Origin of the sequence: Enterobacter sp. 940_PEND (assembly GCF_001059415.1) — a bacterium.
Classification (GTDB): domain Bacteria; phylum Pseudomonadota; class Gammaproteobacteria; order Enterobacterales; family Enterobacteriaceae; genus Enterobacter; species Enterobacter cloacae_M.
This window is the reverse complement of the sequence record NZ_JUMS01000116.1, coordinates 1-15548: the sequence shown is the minus strand read 5'-3', so window position 1 is coordinate 15548 and position 15548 is coordinate 1. Positions and strand designations below refer to the sequence as shown.

The 15548-nt window shown below is 55.4% G+C and carries 12 protein-coding genes and 1 riboswitch; of the genes, 8 read left to right on the top strand and 4 right to left on the bottom strand.

Going from position 1 to position 15548, the window contains the following annotated elements; translation table 11 throughout:
* Positions 1-21: 21 nt before the first annotated feature.
* Genes ADJ24_RS16215 through ADJ24_RS16205 form a run of 3 tightly spaced genes read left to right on the top strand, consistent with a single transcriptional unit; the run spans position 22 to position 3516 of the window.
* The gene (locus ADJ24_RS16215; protein ID WP_023309669.1) at positions 22-2316 is read left to right on the top strand and encodes a formate C-acetyltransferase; all 2295 of its coding nucleotides are present in this window, start codon (positions 22-24) and stop codon (positions 2314-2316) included.
* Positions 2282-3157 (top strand): [formate-C-acetyltransferase]-activating enzyme, encoded by an 876-nt coding sequence (locus ADJ24_RS16210; RefSeq protein WP_023309668.1) that lies wholly within the window; start codon positions 2282-2284, stop codon positions 3155-3157. The genes ADJ24_RS16215 and ADJ24_RS16210 overlap by 35 nt, the downstream gene beginning before the upstream one ends.
* Positions 3158-3159: 2 nt before the next feature.
* Positions 3160-3516, top strand: coding sequence for a PTS fructose-like transporter subunit IIB (locus ADJ24_RS16205; RefSeq protein WP_023309667.1), 357 nt, complete (start codon positions 3160-3162; stop codon positions 3514-3516).
* Here ADJ24_RS16205 and ADJ24_RS16200 read toward each other — a convergent pair.
* Together ADJ24_RS16200 and ppc are read right to left on the bottom strand one after the other, a co-directional pair.
* Complete coding sequence (locus tag ADJ24_RS16200; RefSeq protein ID WP_032667980.1) at positions 3503-4351, bottom strand: helix-turn-helix transcriptional regulator; 849 nt, start codon at positions 4349-4351, stop codon at positions 3503-3505. The two genes, ADJ24_RS16205 and ADJ24_RS16200, sit on opposite strands and share 14 nt — an antisense overlap.
* Positions 4352-4446: 95 nt before the next feature.
* The gene (ppc, locus tag ADJ24_RS16195; RefSeq protein WP_023309665.1) at positions 4447-7098 is read right to left on the bottom strand and encodes a phosphoenolpyruvate carboxylase; all 2652 of its coding nucleotides are present in this window, start codon (positions 7096-7098) and stop codon (positions 4447-4449) included.
* 488 nt (positions 7099-7586) lie between these two features.
* On the opposite strand from ppc, the gene oxyR reads away from it, so the two are divergent.
* The gene (gene oxyR / locus ADJ24_RS16190; protein WP_023309664.1) at positions 7587-8504 is read left to right on the top strand and encodes a DNA-binding transcriptional regulator OxyR; all 918 of its coding nucleotides are present in this window, start codon (positions 7587-7589) and stop codon (positions 8502-8504) included.
* Here the strand turns inward: oxyR and sthA are convergent.
* Positions 8487-9887: a Si-specific NAD(P)(+) transhydrogenase gene (gene sthA, locus ADJ24_RS16185; protein WP_008501785.1), complete on the bottom strand. Its 1401-nt coding sequence runs from the start codon at positions 9885-9887 to the stop codon at positions 8487-8489. The two genes, oxyR and sthA, sit on opposite strands and share 18 nt — an antisense overlap.
* 196 nt (positions 9888-10083) lie before the next feature.
* Here sthA and fabR point away from each other — a divergent pair, with 196 nt between their 5' ends.
* Together fabR and ADJ24_RS16175 are read left to right on the top strand one after the other, a co-directional pair.
* Complete coding sequence (fabR, locus tag ADJ24_RS16180; protein ID WP_008501784.1) at positions 10084-10722, top strand: HTH-type transcriptional repressor FabR; 639 nt, start codon at positions 10084-10086, stop codon at positions 10720-10722.
* A 9-nt stretch (positions 10723-10731) separates the two neighbouring features.
* Entirely contained in the window at positions 10732-11091 is a 360-nt protein-coding gene (locus tag ADJ24_RS16175) for a YijD family membrane protein (protein ID WP_023309663.1), read from the top strand.
* 90 nt (positions 11092-11181) lie between these two features.
* Here ADJ24_RS16175 and trmA read toward each other — a convergent pair whose 3' ends face one another.
* Entirely contained in the window at positions 11182-12282 is a 1101-nt protein-coding gene (gene trmA, locus ADJ24_RS16170; protein WP_023309662.1) for a tRNA (uridine(54)-C5)-methyltransferase TrmA, read from the bottom strand.
* A 104-nt stretch (positions 12283-12386) separates the two neighbouring features.
* Positions 12387-12562, top strand: a riboswitch (cobalamin riboswitch).
* A gap of 66 nt (positions 12563-12628) precedes the next feature.
* Between trmA and btuB the strand changes: the two genes are divergently transcribed.
* Both btuB and murI read left to right on the top strand, forming a co-directional pair.
* Positions 12629-14476 (top strand): TonB-dependent vitamin B12 receptor BtuB, encoded by a 1848-nt coding sequence (gene btuB, locus ADJ24_RS16165; RefSeq protein ID WP_023309661.1) that lies wholly within the window; start codon positions 12629-12631, stop codon positions 14474-14476.
* Positions 14421-15272: a glutamate racemase gene (murI, locus tag ADJ24_RS16160; protein WP_023309660.1), complete on the top strand. Its 852-nt coding sequence runs from the start codon at positions 14421-14423 to the stop codon at positions 15270-15272. Before btuB ends, murI begins: the two co-directional genes overlap by 56 nt.
* The last annotated feature ends 276 nt before the right edge of the window (positions 15273-15548 follow it).

The window sequence follows — 15548 nt, the reverse complement described above, 5'->3', positions numbered from 1 at the left end:
TTCCGTTACAGGAGTTCCCTCATGACGAATCGTACCCAGCGTTTGAAAGACGCACTTTTTGCCAGCCCACGTGAAATCTCGCTTGAGCGTGCTTTGCTCTATACCGCCAGCCATCAGAAGACGGAAGGTGAGCCGGTTATCCTCAGGCGTGCAAAAGCCACGGCGTACATTCTTGACCATGTGAACATCGCGATTCGTGATGAGGAACTGATTGCCGGAAACCGGACCGTTAAACCGCGTGCGGGCATTATGTCGCCTGAGATGGATCCGTACTGGCTGCTTAAGGAGCTGGACCAGTTCTCCACTCGTCCACAGGACCGCTTCGAGATCGGCGAAGCGGATAAACAGATCTACCGTGACGTGCTGTATCCCTACTGGGAAAAACGGTCAATGAAGGATTTCATTAACAGCCAGATGACGGATGAGGTGAAAGCCGCTGTGGGGACGCAAATTTTCAGCGTCAACCAGACGGACAAAGGGCAGGGGCATATCATTATTGATTATCCGCGCCTGCTCAATAACGGCCTGGGTGTGCTGGTGGAGGAATTGCGCGAACGCTGCGCCCGCGATGCGCAGAACACGTTCTATGCCGCCGCGCTGATTCTGCTTGAAGCGTCCCAGCGTCATATACTGCGCTATGCATCACTGGCTGAAGAGTTGGCTGCAAGCAGCGATGCAGCACGGCGTGAAGAATTACGGAAGATGGCAGAAATCTCGCGCCACAACGCGCAGCATAAGCCGCAAACGTTCTGGCAGGCGTGTCAGCTCTTCTGGTACATGAACGTTATTTTGCAGTATGAATCCAACGCAAGTTCGCTCTCCATCGGGCGCTTTGACCAGTACATGCTGCCCTTTTATCAGGCCTCGCTCTCACAGGGCGAAGCGCCCGCTTTCCTGAAAGAGATTCTGGAATCGCTGTGGGTGAAGTGCAATGATGTGGTGCTTTTACGCTCGACCAGCAGCGCCCGCTATTTTGCCGGATTCCCGACCGGGTATACCGCACTATTGGGCGGCCTGACGGAGAACGGTCGTAGCGCGGTGAATGTGCTTTCCTTCCTGTGCCTGGATGCTTATCAGAGCGTTCAGCTTCCTCAACCGAACCTTGGCGTGCGGGTTAACGAACTTATCGACCGTCCTTTTCTGCTTAAAACGGCGGAGACGATCCGCCTGGGCACCGGTATCCCGCAGATTTTCAATGACGAAGTGGTGGTGCCCGCTTTCCTGAATCGGGGGGTGTCGCTGGAAGATGCGCGCGACTACGCGGTGGTTGGCTGTGTAGAACTGTCAATTCCGGGTAAAACCTACGGTCTGCATGATATCGCGATGTTTAACCTGCTGAAGGTGATGGAAATCGCGATGCAGGAGAACGAAGGCAACGCAGCGCTGAGTTATGAAGGCTTGCTGGACCATATTCGCGCCAAAATTAATCACTACATTGCGCTGATGGTTGAGGGGAGCAACATCTGCGATATCGGCCATCGAGACTGGGCACCGGTACCGTTGCTCTCTTCATTTATCAGCGATTGTCTTGAATCAGGGAAAGATATTACCGACGGCGGGGCGCGGTATAACTTTTCTGGCGTTCAGGGAATCGGGATAGCCAACCTGAGCGATTCACTGCACGCCCTGAAAGGGCTGGTCTTTGAACAGCAGCGCTTAAGTTTTGATGAGCTCTTAGCCGTGTTAAAAGCGAACTTTGCCACCCCAGAGGGCGAAAAGGTGCGTGCAAGGTTGATCAATCGCTTCGAAAAATACGGCAATGATATCGATGATGTCGACAATATCAGCGCTGAACTGCTGCGCCATTACTGTAAAGAGGTCGAAAAATACCGGAACCCGCGCGGCGGACAGTTCACGCCAGGCTCTTATACCGTATCGGCACACGTGCCGCTGGGGGCGGTGGTGGGAGCTACACCGGATGGCCGCTTTGCCGGAGAGCAACTGGCTGACGGTGGGCTCTCGCCGATGCTTGGGCAAGATATGCAGGGCCCAACGGCGGTATTAAAATCGGTAAGCAAGCTGGATAACTATCTGTTATCTAACGGTACGCTGTTAAACGTTAAATTTACCCCTGCGACGCTGGAAGGCGATGCCGGGCTGCAAAAGCTGGCGGATTTCCTTCGCGCTTTCACCCAGCTTAAGCTGCAGCATATCCAGTTTAACGTGGTGAACGCGGAAACATTGCGTGAAGCGCAACAGCGTCCACAGGATTTTGCCGGGCTGGTGGTGCGCGTTGCCGGATACAGCGCCTTCTTTGTCGAGTTATCGAAGGAGATCCAGGATGACATTATCCGCCGCACAGCACATCAGCTGTGACGTGGTTGAAACGCGCGTCGACGTGGCGCGTATTTTCAACATCCAGCGCTACTCACTGAACGACGGAAGCGGCATCCGCACGGTGGTTTTTTTTAAAGGCTGCCCTCACCGCTGTCCGTGGTGTGCGAATCCGGAGTCGATCTCCCCGAAAATCGAGACGGTGCGCCGGGAGAGTAAATGTCTGCACTGTGCTCCCTGCCTGCGGGACGCTGAGGAGTGTCCCTCCGGCGCGTTCGAGCACATCGGGCGCGACGTGACGCTGGATGAGCTTGAAAACGAGGTGATGAAAGATGATGTCTTCTTTCGTTCCTCGGGAGGCGGGGTGACGCTTTCGGGCGGGGAAGTGTTGCTGCAGGCGCCTTTCGCGACACAGCTTCTACAGAGGCTGCGTCGTTTCGGCGTGCATACGGCCATCGAAACGGCAGGCGATGCGCCTTTGTCCCGATTAATGCCGCTGGCCCGCCAGTGTGATGAAGTGCTGTTTGATTTGAAGATCATGGACACGGCGCTGGCCCAATCAATTGTGGCAATGAATCTTCCCAGAGTGCTGGATAATTTCCGTCAGCTGGTGGCTGACGGGATAAACGTGATTCCCCGCGTCCCGCTTATTCCTGGCTATACGCTTAACGAAACGAACATGGCGCGCGTGCTGGCTTTCCTGTTACCTTCAGGAATACGGCAGCTGCATTTATTGCCCTTCCATCAGTATGGGGAGCCAAAATACCGTCTGCTGGGACAGGTGTGGGGAATGCGGCAAGCGATCCCGCCGACAGAAGATGAGGTGTCAGCGATGCGTCAACTGGCCGAGTGCGAAGGTTTCAATGTTACCCTGGGAGGCTGAACATGACAGTGATAGCGGGACGTCATCTGGTGGCGGTGACCGCGTGCGTCAGTGGCGTCGCACATACCTATATGGCTGCCGAACGGCTGGAAAAGCTCTGCCAGCAGGAGAAGTGGAGCGTTAACATTGAGACGCAGGGAGCGCTGGGCGTTGAGAGTGAGCTTACGGAAGAGGACATCCGGCGTGCTGATGTCGTATTGCTCATTACTGATATCGAACTGGCGGGCAGTGAACGTTTCGAGCATACGCGCTACGTGAAGTGCGGTATTAACGCCTTTTTACGTGACCCACAAAAGGTGATGGGCGCGGTGCGTAAAATGCTATCCGCTCCGCAGCAAACTCAGATCATTCTGGACTAGCACCCTTCCCGGTGAGCTGGCTGTGATACTGGCGACGGTATTCTGACGGCGAACGCTCCGTGTTCTTGCGGAATAACCGGCAGAAATAGTTGCTGTCGACAAAACCGCAGGCATGCGCCACCTCTTTCACTTTTAAATCATACCCTTTTAACAGCTGGCGCGCGTGTTCCAGCCGGGTATGCGTCAGGTATTCATTAAAACCCACTGCGCCCGTTTTCTGGAACAGATGCGACAGGTAGTTTGGGGAGATATAGAACGCCTGCGCGACGGATTCCCGGGTAAGGGGAGTGGCGTAGTGTTCGTCAATATAGACCCGAATCGCTTCAAACAGAGCCTGACTGCGGGAGGCGGTTTGGATCTGACTCCCCAGAAGGTCCACGCAGTGGCTAAGCAGGCTGGCGATAATCAGCCTCGCGGTTTGCTGCTCATGCGGTTGCATCTGGATTTCATGGAGCGTCTGTAAGAGTAGCGATCCAATACGCGGACCGCGGCGGGCAACGTGCTGCTTTGCCAGATTTCGAACGTCTTTACCGTCCCAATGCAAAAGGCTAAACCCAAGCTGCTGTTTGCCAAACAGGATACTCAGCGTGGTTGCGGGTGCTTGCCAATGTGGATTATTCCAGCCGCCAGCCGGGACGTATAAAACATCCCCCTGCTGTAAAACGCAGCCAGCCTGGTCTTTCATTGAACCTTCGATCGCGATCTCCAGACGTGGGAAATCGACCTGCAGGGCAAGTTCGGGGGCGGGGATCGCTGGGTTCGCAAAATGCACCTGACGCAGCGGCGTTGTGCCGTTGATCAGGTCAGTCAGGATGTGGGTAATGTCGTGGTGCATGGTGTAGATACCAGGGTATTGCTGGGCGGCGCTACGCTTGCACGGGCCTACGTATCGTAGGCCCGTGCAAGCGTAGCGCCGCCGGGCGTAAAGCATTAGCCGGTGTTACGCATACCTGCCGCAACGCCCGCAATCGTCACCATCAGCGCCTGTTCAACGCGCGGATCCGGCTCTTTACCTTCTTCTTCCGCCAGACGCGAACGGTGCAGCAGCTCTGCCTGCAGGACGTTCAGCGGGTCGGTGTAGATGTTACGCAGCTGAATAGACTCGGCAATCCACGGCAGGTCCGCCATCAGATGTGAGTCGTTGGCGATGTCCAGTACCACTTTGATGTCGCCTTCCAGCAGTTCGCGCAGCTCTTTACCGAGCGCCCACAGCTCTGGTTTCACCAGACGCTGGTCGTAGTATTCTGCCAGCCACAGGTCAGCTTTCGAGAAGACCATCTCCAGCATGCCCAGACGGGTAGAGAAGAACGGCCAGTCGCGGCACATGGTTTCCAGTTCGTTCTGTTTACCGTCTTCCACCACTTTTTGCAGTGCGGCACCGGCACCCAGCCAGGCGGGCAGCATCAAACGGTTCTGCGTCCAGGCGAAGATCCACGGGATCGCGCGCAGAGACTCTACGCCACCGGTCGGGCGACGCTTTGCAGGACGTGAGCCCAGCGGCAGTTTACCCAGCTCCTGCTCAGGCGTGGCCGAGCGGAAGTAAGGAACGAAATCTTTGTTTTCACGCACGTAGCCGCGGTACAGATCGCAGGAGATATCAGACAGCTCGTCCATGATATGGCACCAGGATGCTTTCGGCTCCGGCGGCGGCAGCAGGTTTGCTTCCAGGATCGCGCTGGTGTAGAGCGACAGGCTGCTGATGGTCACTTCCGGCAGACCGTACTTGAAGCGGATCATCTCGCCCTGCTCGGTGACGCGCAGGCCGCCTTTGAGGCTTCCCGGCGGCTGCGACAGCAGCGCTGCGTGTGCAGGCGCGCCGCCACGGCCAATCGAGCCACCGCGTCCGTGGAACAGGGTCAGCTCAATACCGGCTTTCTCGCAGGTTTTGATCAGTGCGTCCTGCGCCTGATACTGCGCCCAGGATGCCGCCATCACGCCCGCATCTTTCGCGGAGTCGGAATAGCCAATCATCACCATCTGTTTGCCCTGAATAAAGCCGCGGTACCAGTCGATATTCAGCAGCTGGGTCATGACGTCGTTGGCGTTGTTCAGGTCGTCGAGGGTCTCAAACAGCGGGGCGACCGGCAGAGCGTAGTCGATTCCCGCTTCTTTCAGCAGAAGGTGAACGCCCAGCACGTCTGACGGGGTCTTCGCCATGGAGATCACATAGGCGGCCACCGATCCTTTCGGCGCGTCCACGATCGCTTTACAGGTGTTGAGTACTTCGCGGGTTTCGTTGCTTGGCTCCCAGTTGCGCGGCAGCAGAGGGCGCTTCGAGTTCAGCTCGCGGATCAGGAAGGCCTGTTTGTCGGCTTCGGACCAGCTTTCATAATCGCCAATGCCGAGATAGCGGGTCAGCTCGCCCAGCGCTTCGGTATGACGGGTACTTTCCTGACGTACGTCGATACGCACCAGCGGCACGCCAAAACACTTCACGCGGCGCAGGGTGTCGAGCAGTTCGCCGTTAGCGATGATGCCCATCCCGCAGGCCTGCAGTGATTTATAACAGGCATACAGCGGCTCCCAGAGCTGTTCGTTCTGGCTGAGCAGACCCTCTGGTTTTGGCAGGCGCTGACCTTTCAGACGCGCTTCCAGCCAGGCCTGAGTGGCCATCAGCTGACCACGCAGTTTCTTCATCAGGAAACGGTACGGCTCGCTGGCGCCTTCTTCTCCGGCCAGCGCGCGCAGTTCCGGCGTCGCTTCAACCATCGACAGCTCGGAGATCAGCACCTGAATGTCTTTCAGGAACAGGTCGGTCGCTTTCCAGCGGCTCAGCAGCAGGACGTGACGGGTAATTTCTGCGGTCACGTTCGGGTTGCCGTCGCGGTCGCCCCCCATCCAGGAGGTGAAGCGGACCGGAACGAAGTCGACCGGCAGGCGGTAGCCGAGGTTCTCTTCCAGCTGTTCGTTCAGCTCGCGCAGGTAGTTAGGCACCCCTTCCCACAGGCTGTTTTCCACCACCGCAAAGCCCCATTTGGCTTCGTCGACCGGGCTTGGACGATGCTTACGAATTTCATCGGTGTGCCAGGACTGGGCAATCAGCTGGCGCAGACGGCGCATCAGCTGGTTGCGTTCGTAGTCGGCAATGTCTTTGTTATCCAACTGCTTCAGACAGTTGTTCACTTCCACCATTTTGTGGATCAGGGTGCGACGGGTAATTTCAGTGGGGTGTGCGGTCAGCACCAGCTCCAGCGAAAGCGACTCCACCGCTTTTTTGATGGTGGCTTCGTTGAGGTCTGGCTGGTCTTTCAGTTTACGCAGGGTGCGGGCAATGACTTCCGGGTTGCTGGCAGCTTCGCCATTTGGCGAAATGCTGTGGTATTGCTCAGCGGTGTTGGCCAGGTTCAGGAACTGGCTGAATGCGCGTGCAACGGGCAGCAGCTCATCGTTTGAGAGGTTCTGCAAGGTGGTGAGCAGCTCCTGACGACTGGCCTCGTTACCGGCACGGGAAGATTTAGACAGCTTGCGGATGGTTTCAACGCGGTCGAGGATGTTCTCCCCCAACGCGTCTTTGATGGTATCTCCAAGCACTTTGCCGAGCATACTGACATTACTACGCAACGCGGAATATTGTTCGTTCATAAAAACCCAGTCACCCCATCATTTTTGTTTATGCCCAGGCGAAAATTTTCTGGACATTATTTTGTCATCTCCCCTTATAAAGCCACGTAAAACCCCCGTCGTCAATTGCTGCGAAAACGGTTCAGCAAACGAATAAATGAGGGCAATTTACGAAATTTAATTCCCATTGCGTCAGATAAGAGATGCTTATGAGAATGTACCGGGGAAAAGGGGTAAACACGAAAAATGGCAGCTTCGGTTGCCATTTTGCTTTTATCTGTGGGGTTTTTTACGCAAAAAAAAGCGGACCACGGGGTCCGCAAAAGTTCACGTTGGCTTTAGTTGTTCGAGTTTTGAGAGAAACTCGCTGACGGAGCGGGGACGTCAAGGGTCAAACACGTGCCGCCTCGTCTATGTGGTGTATTATTCAACAGAATGCTTGATAGGGATAATCGTTCGTTGCTATGCTATCTATCGCCATGAACTATCGTGGCGACGGAGGATGAATAATGAATATTCGTGATCTTGAATACCTGGTAGCGTTAGCCGAGCATCGTCACTTTCGCCGCGCGGCAGATTCCTGCCACGTCAGCCAGCCCACGCTGAGCGGTCAGATCCGCAAGCTGGAAGACGAGCTGGGCGTGATGCTGCTGGAGCGCACCAGTCGTAAGGTTCTGTTCACACAGGCAGGTCTGCTGCTGGTGGATCAGGCGCGCACAGTGCTGCGCGAGGTCAAAGTGCTCAAGGAAATGGCAAGCCAGCAGGGGGAGGCGATGTCCGGCCCGCTGCATATTGGCCTGATCCCAACCGTTGGCCCGTACCTGTTGCCGCACATCATTCCGATGCTGCACCAGACGTTCCCGAAACTCGAAATGTACCTGCATGAAGCGCAGACCCATCAGCTGCTGGCGCAGTTAGACAGCGGCAAGCTCGACTGCGCCATTCTGGCGCTGGTGAAAGAGAGTGAAGCCTTTATTGAAGTGCCGCTGTTCGATGAGCCGATGATGCTGGCGATCTATGAAGATCACCCGTGGGCGAACCGCGATCGCGTACCGATGGCCGATCTGGCCGGTGAAAAGCTGCTGATGCTGGAAGATGGCCACTGCCTGCGCGATCAGGCGATGGGCTTTTGCTTTGAAGCGGGTGCGGATGAAGATACCCATTTCCGCGCAACCAGCCTGGAAACGCTGCGTAATATGGTCGCGGCGGGAAGCGGTATTACGCTGCTGCCTGCGCTGGCCGTGCCGCGCGAGCGTAAACGTGATGGCGTGGTTTATCTGCCGTGCATTAAGCCGGAGCCGCGTCGCACTATCGGCCTGGTGTATCGTCCGGGTTCACCGCTGCGCAGCCGCTATGAGCAGCTGGCAGAGGCCATCCGTGGTTCGATGGATGGCCATTTCGACAGCGCGTTAAAACAGGCGGTTTAAGCCGTTCAGCGCAGCTACCCGATAGGCTTCCGCCATGGTCGGATAGTTAAAGGTGGTGTTAACGAAGTACTCAATGGTGTTACCACCACCTTTCTGCTCCATTATCGCCTGGCCGATATGAATGATTTCCGCCGCGCGTTCACCAAAGCAGTGAATGCCGAGGATCTCTTTGGTCTCGCGATGGAACAAGATCTTCAGCGTTCCCACGCTCATCCCCACGATTTGCGCCCGCGCCAGATGTTTAAACTGGGCGCGACCCACCTCGTAAGGCACCTTCATTGACGTCAGCTGCTGTTCGGTTTTGCCGACAGAACTGATTTCCGGGATGGTATAGATGCCCGTCGGAATATCTTCGATCAGGTGCGCCGTCGCTTCGCCTTTTACCAGCGCCTGTGCGGCAATGCGTCCCTGGTCGTAAGCGGCTGAGGCCAGGCTTGGGTAGCCAATCACGTCGCCGACTGCGTAAACGTGCGGCAGGGCGGTCTGATACATGCTGTTGACCTTCAGCTGACCGCGGCTGTCGGTTTCAAGCCCGATATTTTCCAGCTGCAGTGAATCGGTGTTGCCGGTACGACCGTTGGCGTACAGCAGGCAGTCTGCTTTCAGCTTCTTACCGGACTTCAGGTGCATGATCACCCCGTCGTCACAGCCCTCAATCTTCTCGTACTCTTCGTTGTGGCGAATCACCACGCCGCTGTTCCAGAAGTGGTAGGAGAGGGAGTCCGACATCTCCTGATCGAGGAACGCCAGGAGGCGGTCACGGGTGTTGATCAGGTCAACTTTGACGTCCATTCCGCGGAAGATCGACGCATATTCGCAACCAATGACCCCTGCGCCATAGATAATGACGTGGCGAGGCTCATGGTGCAGGCTCAGAATCGAGTCGCTGTCGTAAACGCGCGGGTGCGAGAAGTCCACGTCGGCCGGATGGTAAGGGCGTGAGCCGCAGGCGATAACAAATTTTTCAGCCGTGATGGTTTCAACCGAACCGTCGTGGCATTCGAGTGCCAGGGTGTGTTCATCCACAAAATGCGCATTGCCCTGCAAAATTTCACAGTGGTTACGCTCATAAAATCCCTGACGCATGCGTGTCTGCTGGTTAATAACGGTATCCGCATGATTCAGGATGTCAGCAAAGGATGAACGAAGAAGTCGGGAGTGGTCGCTGTAAAGAGGGTTCTGGTTAAATTCGATAATGCGGCTAACGGCGTGGCGGAGGGCTTTCGAAGGGATGGTGCCCCAGTGGGTGCAACCGCCGCCGACATTATGGTAGCGCTCGATGACCGCTACTCTGGCTCCCTGTTTCACCAGACCCATAGCAGCACCTTCGCCGCCGGGGCCGGAACCAATAACTATTGCGTCGTAATCGTAGGAATGTGGCATGGTAAGGCTTACCTGTTCTTATACATAAAAGCAACAGAATCATAACATCATTGCCAGGGTAACCCAATTATCGTTGTGCTTTTTTCGGGCAGTGGAGCACAAACCGCACGTAAACAATCATTCACAAAGCCAGGCAAACAGATTAATTTTATTCTCTGGTATAGTGCCATCAGGCCTTTGGAAGGATTCAACTATCGTGATGGGCGTAAGAGCACAACAAAAAGAGAAAACCCGGCGTTCGCTGGTGGAAGCCGCATTCAGTCAACTGAGTGCTGAGCGAAGTTTTGCCAGTTTGAGCCTGCGCGAAGTCGCACGCGAGGCCGGGATTGCGCCAACGTCCTTCTATCGTCATTTCCGTGATGTGGATGAACTGGGCCTGACCATGGTCGACGAGAGCGGCCTGATGTTGCGCCAGCTGATGCGCCAGGCGCGTCAGCGTATCGCCAAAGGGGGCAGCGTGATCCGCACCTCCGTATCGACCTTTATGGAATTTATCGGCAATAACCCCAACGCGTTTCGTCTGCTTCTGCGCGAGCGTTCGGGCACATCGGCGGCGTTTCGTGCCGCCGTCGCGCGTGAAATTCAGCATTTCATCGCGGAACTTGCCGACTATCTTGAACTCGAAAACCATATGCCGCGCGCGTTTACTGAAGCACAGGCCGAGGCGATGGTGACGATTGTTTTCAGCGCGGGTGCCGAAGCGCTGGATGTCAGCATTGAACAACGCAAGCAGCTCGAAGAGCGGCTGGTATTGCAGCTCAGGATGATCTCCAAAGGCGCGTACTACTGGTATCGCCGTGAACAAGAGAAACTGGCACATCAAACCGAAGAGTGAAGGTGAGTAATGAAACAGTCAGGTCAGGATAAAGGGACGCTGTTGCTGGCATTGATCGCTGGCTTATCCATTAATGGTACGTTTGCCGCTATTTTTAGCTCAATCGTGCCGTTTTCGATTTTCCCGCTTATTGCGCTGGTGCTGACGGTTTACTGCCTGCATCAACGTTACCTGAACCGCACCATGCCGGTGGGGCTACCGGGGCTGGCCGCTGCCAGCTTTATTCTGGGCGTATTGCTGTATAGCACGGTGGTTCGCGCGGAATATCCGGATATCGGCTCTAACTTCTTCCCTGCCGTACTGTCTGTGGCGCTGGTGTTCTGGATTGGCTCCCGCATGCGTAGCCGTAAAAGCCAGTTATCAGAGTAAAGGGTTTCGTCATTGTAGGCCGGATAAGCGAAGCGCCATCCGGCTTTTTTGGCAGGTGGCGCTTCGCTTACCTGCCCTACAAGCCCCACATTACTTCGCCGTGAGCAGTACGCCGCACTCCATATGGTGCGTATATGGGAACTGATCGAACAGCGCCAGACGTTCAACCTTGTGCGTCTGGCCTAATGTTTCGAGGTTCTTGCACAGCGTCTCCGGGTTACAGGAGATGTACAAAATACGCGGGTACGCCTGCACCATCTTCTCGGTTTCGCTGTCCAGGCCACTGCGCGGCGGGTCGACAAAAATCGTCTCACACTGGTAGCTCTTGAGATCGATCCCTTCCAGGCGGTTAAACTGGCGTACGCCGTTCATGGCCTGCGTGAACTCTTCTGCGGCCATACGAATGATCTGCACGTTGTCGATATGGTTGGCGGCAATGTTGTACTGCGCGGCTGCCACCGACGGCTTTGCGATTTCCGTTGCCAGCACGCGATCGAAGTTACGCGCCAGCGCCAGCGAGAAGTTGCCGTTACCGCAGTAAAGCTCCAGCAGATCGCCCGTTGATCCTTCCGTCGCCTTCAGCGCCCACTCCAGCATCTGCACGTTCATCGCAGCGTTCGGCTGGGTGAAGCTGTTCTCTACCTGACGATACACCATCTCTTTACCTGCCACCGGCAGGCGCTCGTCGATGTAGTCCTGATCCAGCATGATTTTGGTTTTGGTCGCGCGGCCAATCAGGTGAGCGTTGATGTTCTGAGCGCGCAGCGCATCGCGCAGCGCTTCTGCCTGCTCGCGCCACTCGTCGTTAAGCGCTTTGTGATACAGCAGAGAGACAATCGCCTGATTGCTTTGCGTGGTCAGGTAGTCAATCTGGAACAGCTTGTTACGCAGTACCGGATTGTTGCGCACGCCGTCCATTATCAACGTCATCAACTGGTTAATGAGCTCGCTCGCCGCCGGAAAGCTGTCCACGCGGATACGGGATTTCGTCTGCTGATCGAAAATGATGTGGTACAGGTCGTCGCCGTCGTGCCAGATGCGGAATTCGGCGCGCATGCGGTAGTGGCTGACGGGAGAGCGGAACACCTCGGGAACGGGCGCGTTGAAAGGCGTCATCATACTTTGCAGGCGGACGACTTTCTCTGCCAGCTGCGCGTCGTACTGTTCTGTCGGGAGGTGTTCTGGGGTCATGATGCGTCCTGAGTGATAAAGAATTACGCGGGGATTGTAGGCATTGTTCAGGGGATGTCCAGATTTAATGGGCAATAGCTGTCTGGACATCCATACGTGTCTAATTGTAGCATTCTGTTTCCGGTCTCCTGAGAGTGAAAAGGGAATCCAGTGTAAATCTGGAGCTGACGCGCAGCGGTAAAGTCTGGCGGGATGAGCGTTGTAGACACTGTGAAAATGGGAAGTCTTCATCCTTATATAGCCACCTAGCCCGAAGACCTGCCGGGATCACGTCGCATTTGGTTTCATCATCGCGTGCTATCGATGAGGCCTGCGGCATCCTTCTTATATTGTGGATGCTTTAACAATGATTAAAAAAGTATCGCTGTTGACGGCGTTGTCCGTCACGGCATTTTCGGGCTGGGCGCAGGATAGCGCCGACTCGTTGGTGGTGACGGCAAATCGTTTTGAACAACCTGAAAAAACTATTCTGGCTGCAACCTCCGTTGTTACGCGTGCCGATATTGACCGTTGGCAATCAACCTCAGTCCTGGATGTTATGCGTCGCCTGCCCGGCGTGGATACGGCGCAAAGTGGCGGGATGGGGCAACTCTCTTCTCTCTTTATACGCGGCACCAACTCCAGCCACGTCCTGATCCTTGTTGATGGGATCCGCCTTAACCAGGCGGGCGTCACGGGGTCATCCGATCTCAGCCAGTTCCCGATCTCCCTGGTGCAGCGTATCGAATATGTTCGTGGACCGCGTTCGGCGGTATACGGCTCGGACGCGATCGGCGGAGTCGTAAACATTATTACCACTCGCGCGAAGGACGGTACCACGCTAAACGCAGGTGTAGGGTCGCATGGTTACCAGAATTATGGCGGCAGTACTCAGCAAACATTGGGCGACAGCACGCGCGTCACGCTTGCGGGTGATTACACCTATACCAAAGGGTTTGATGTGGTTGCGGACGGCAACAATGGTGGCCTTGCCCAGACCGATCGCGACGGCTTTATGAATAAAACGCTCTATGGTGCACTGGATCACGCATTCTCGGAGCAGTGGAGCGGATTTGTTCGCGGCTTTGGCTATAGCAACCGTACTGCCTACGACGGTTACTACAGCTCATTTACCCCCGATGTACTGGTCGATACCCGCCAGCTCTATAGTCAGACCTGGGATGCTGGATTGCGCTTCAACGATGACATCTTCCATTCACAGCTGCTCACCAGCTATAGCCACAGCAAGGACTATAACTACGACCCAAATTTGGGCCGCTACGATTCAACAGCCACCCTGGATGAAATCAAACAGTACAACGTCCAGTGGCTGAATTCCGTTGATGTTGGCCATGGAAACATTGGCGCGGGCGTTGACTGGCAGAAGCAGAGCACCGAGCCGGGTACAAACTACGTGACCAACGGCTACGACCTGCGTAACACCGGCGTTTACCTGACCGGGTTGCAGCAGTTTGGTGACTTCACTCTGGAAGGAGCGGTTCGCAGCGATGACAACTCTCAGTTCGGCCGCCATGGCACCTGGCAAAGTAGTGCGGCCTGGGAGTTCGTGGAGGGTTACCGCTTCGTTGCTTCTTATGGTACGGCCTATAAGGCTCCGAATCTGGGTCAACTCTATGGTTTCTATGGCAATGACCATCTTGATCCAGAAGAGAGTAAGCAGTGGGAAGGTGCGTTTGAAGGCCTGACGGCGGGCGTGAGCTGGCGCGTCTCCGGCTACCGTAATGACGTCGATAATCTCATCGACTTCGATAATAACCTTCAGCAATATTACAACGTCGGTAAAGCGCGCATTAAAGGTGTGGAAGCGACAGCATCGTTTGATACGGGCCCGTTGACGCATACTGTAGGCTACGACTATGTGGATGCCCGCAATGCCGCAACCAACGAACTTCTGGACCGTCGTGCTAAGCAGCAGGTGAAATATCAGCTCGACACGCAGATCTATGATTTCGACTGGAGCCTGACTTATCACTATCTCGGTACGCGTTACGACACTGACTTTGGTGCTTATCCGTCTGAGAAAGTAAAAATGGGTGGTGTCAGCCTGTGGGATGTCGCAGTTTCGTATCCTGTCACCTCACATCTCACAGTTCGTGGTAAAATAGCCAACCTGTTCGATAAAGATTACGAGACAGTTTATGGCTACCAAACTGCAGGACGGGAATACACCTTGTCTGGCAGCTACACCTTCTAATCCGCGTCCCACCGTGCTGGTGTTTGATTCCGGCGTCGGTGGGCTTTCGGTCTATGATGAGATTCGGCATCTCCTGCCGGATCTCCATTACATCTACGCCTTCGATAACGTCGCTTTCCCGTATGGGGAAAAGAGCGAAGATTTTATTGTTGAGCGTGTGGTTGAAATCGTCACCGCTGTACAAAAGCGCTATCCCCTTGCGCTGGCCGTCATCGCCTGTAATACGGCAAGCACCGTTTCTCTTCCCGCCCTGCGTGAAAAATTCCAGTTCCCGGTTGTGGGCGTTGTTCCTGCGATAAAGCCTGCCGCGCGCCTGACGGCGAACGGCATTGTGGGTTTGCTGGCAACGCGAGGCACGGTAAAGCGTCCTTATACTCGCGAGCTGATCGACCGTTTTGCCAACGAATGCCAGATTGCGATGCTGGGTTCGGCTGAGCTGGTGGAGATGGCTGAAGCGAAGCTGCATGGAAAAGCGGTATCACTCGACGAGCTGCGTCGTATTCTTCGTCCGTGGCTGCGGATGCCCGAACCTCCGGATACCGTTGTGCTGGGCTGCACCCACTTCCCGCTATTACAGGAAGAGTTATTAGAGGTATTGCCGGAGGGGACGCGCCTGGTGGATTCCGGCGCGGCTATCGCCCGTCGTACGGCCTGGCTACTGGAGCATGAAGCGCCGGATGCGAAATCTACCGACGCGAATATCGCGTTTTGTATGGCCATCACGAAAGAGACTGAGCAACTTTTACCCGTTTTACGCCGTTATGGCTTTGAAACGCTCGAAAAACTGGCGCTGTAGCACGGTTTTGAGCAAAAAAGAGACGGTTGAAAGTTTTTTTTAAAAGAGGGGTTGTCAACGTCTGAGAACTCCCTATAATGCGCCTCCACTGACACTGAACAACGGCTTACAGGCCGCCGGGTTAGCGGGGTTCAGAGATGAACGCCGGCAGAGAAAAGCAAAAATAATCGCTTGACTCTGAATGAGGAAAACGTAATATACGGGACCTCGCAACGGTGAGCTTAACGCCGCGTTGCACTGCTCTTTAACAATTTATCAGACAATCTGTGTGGGCAC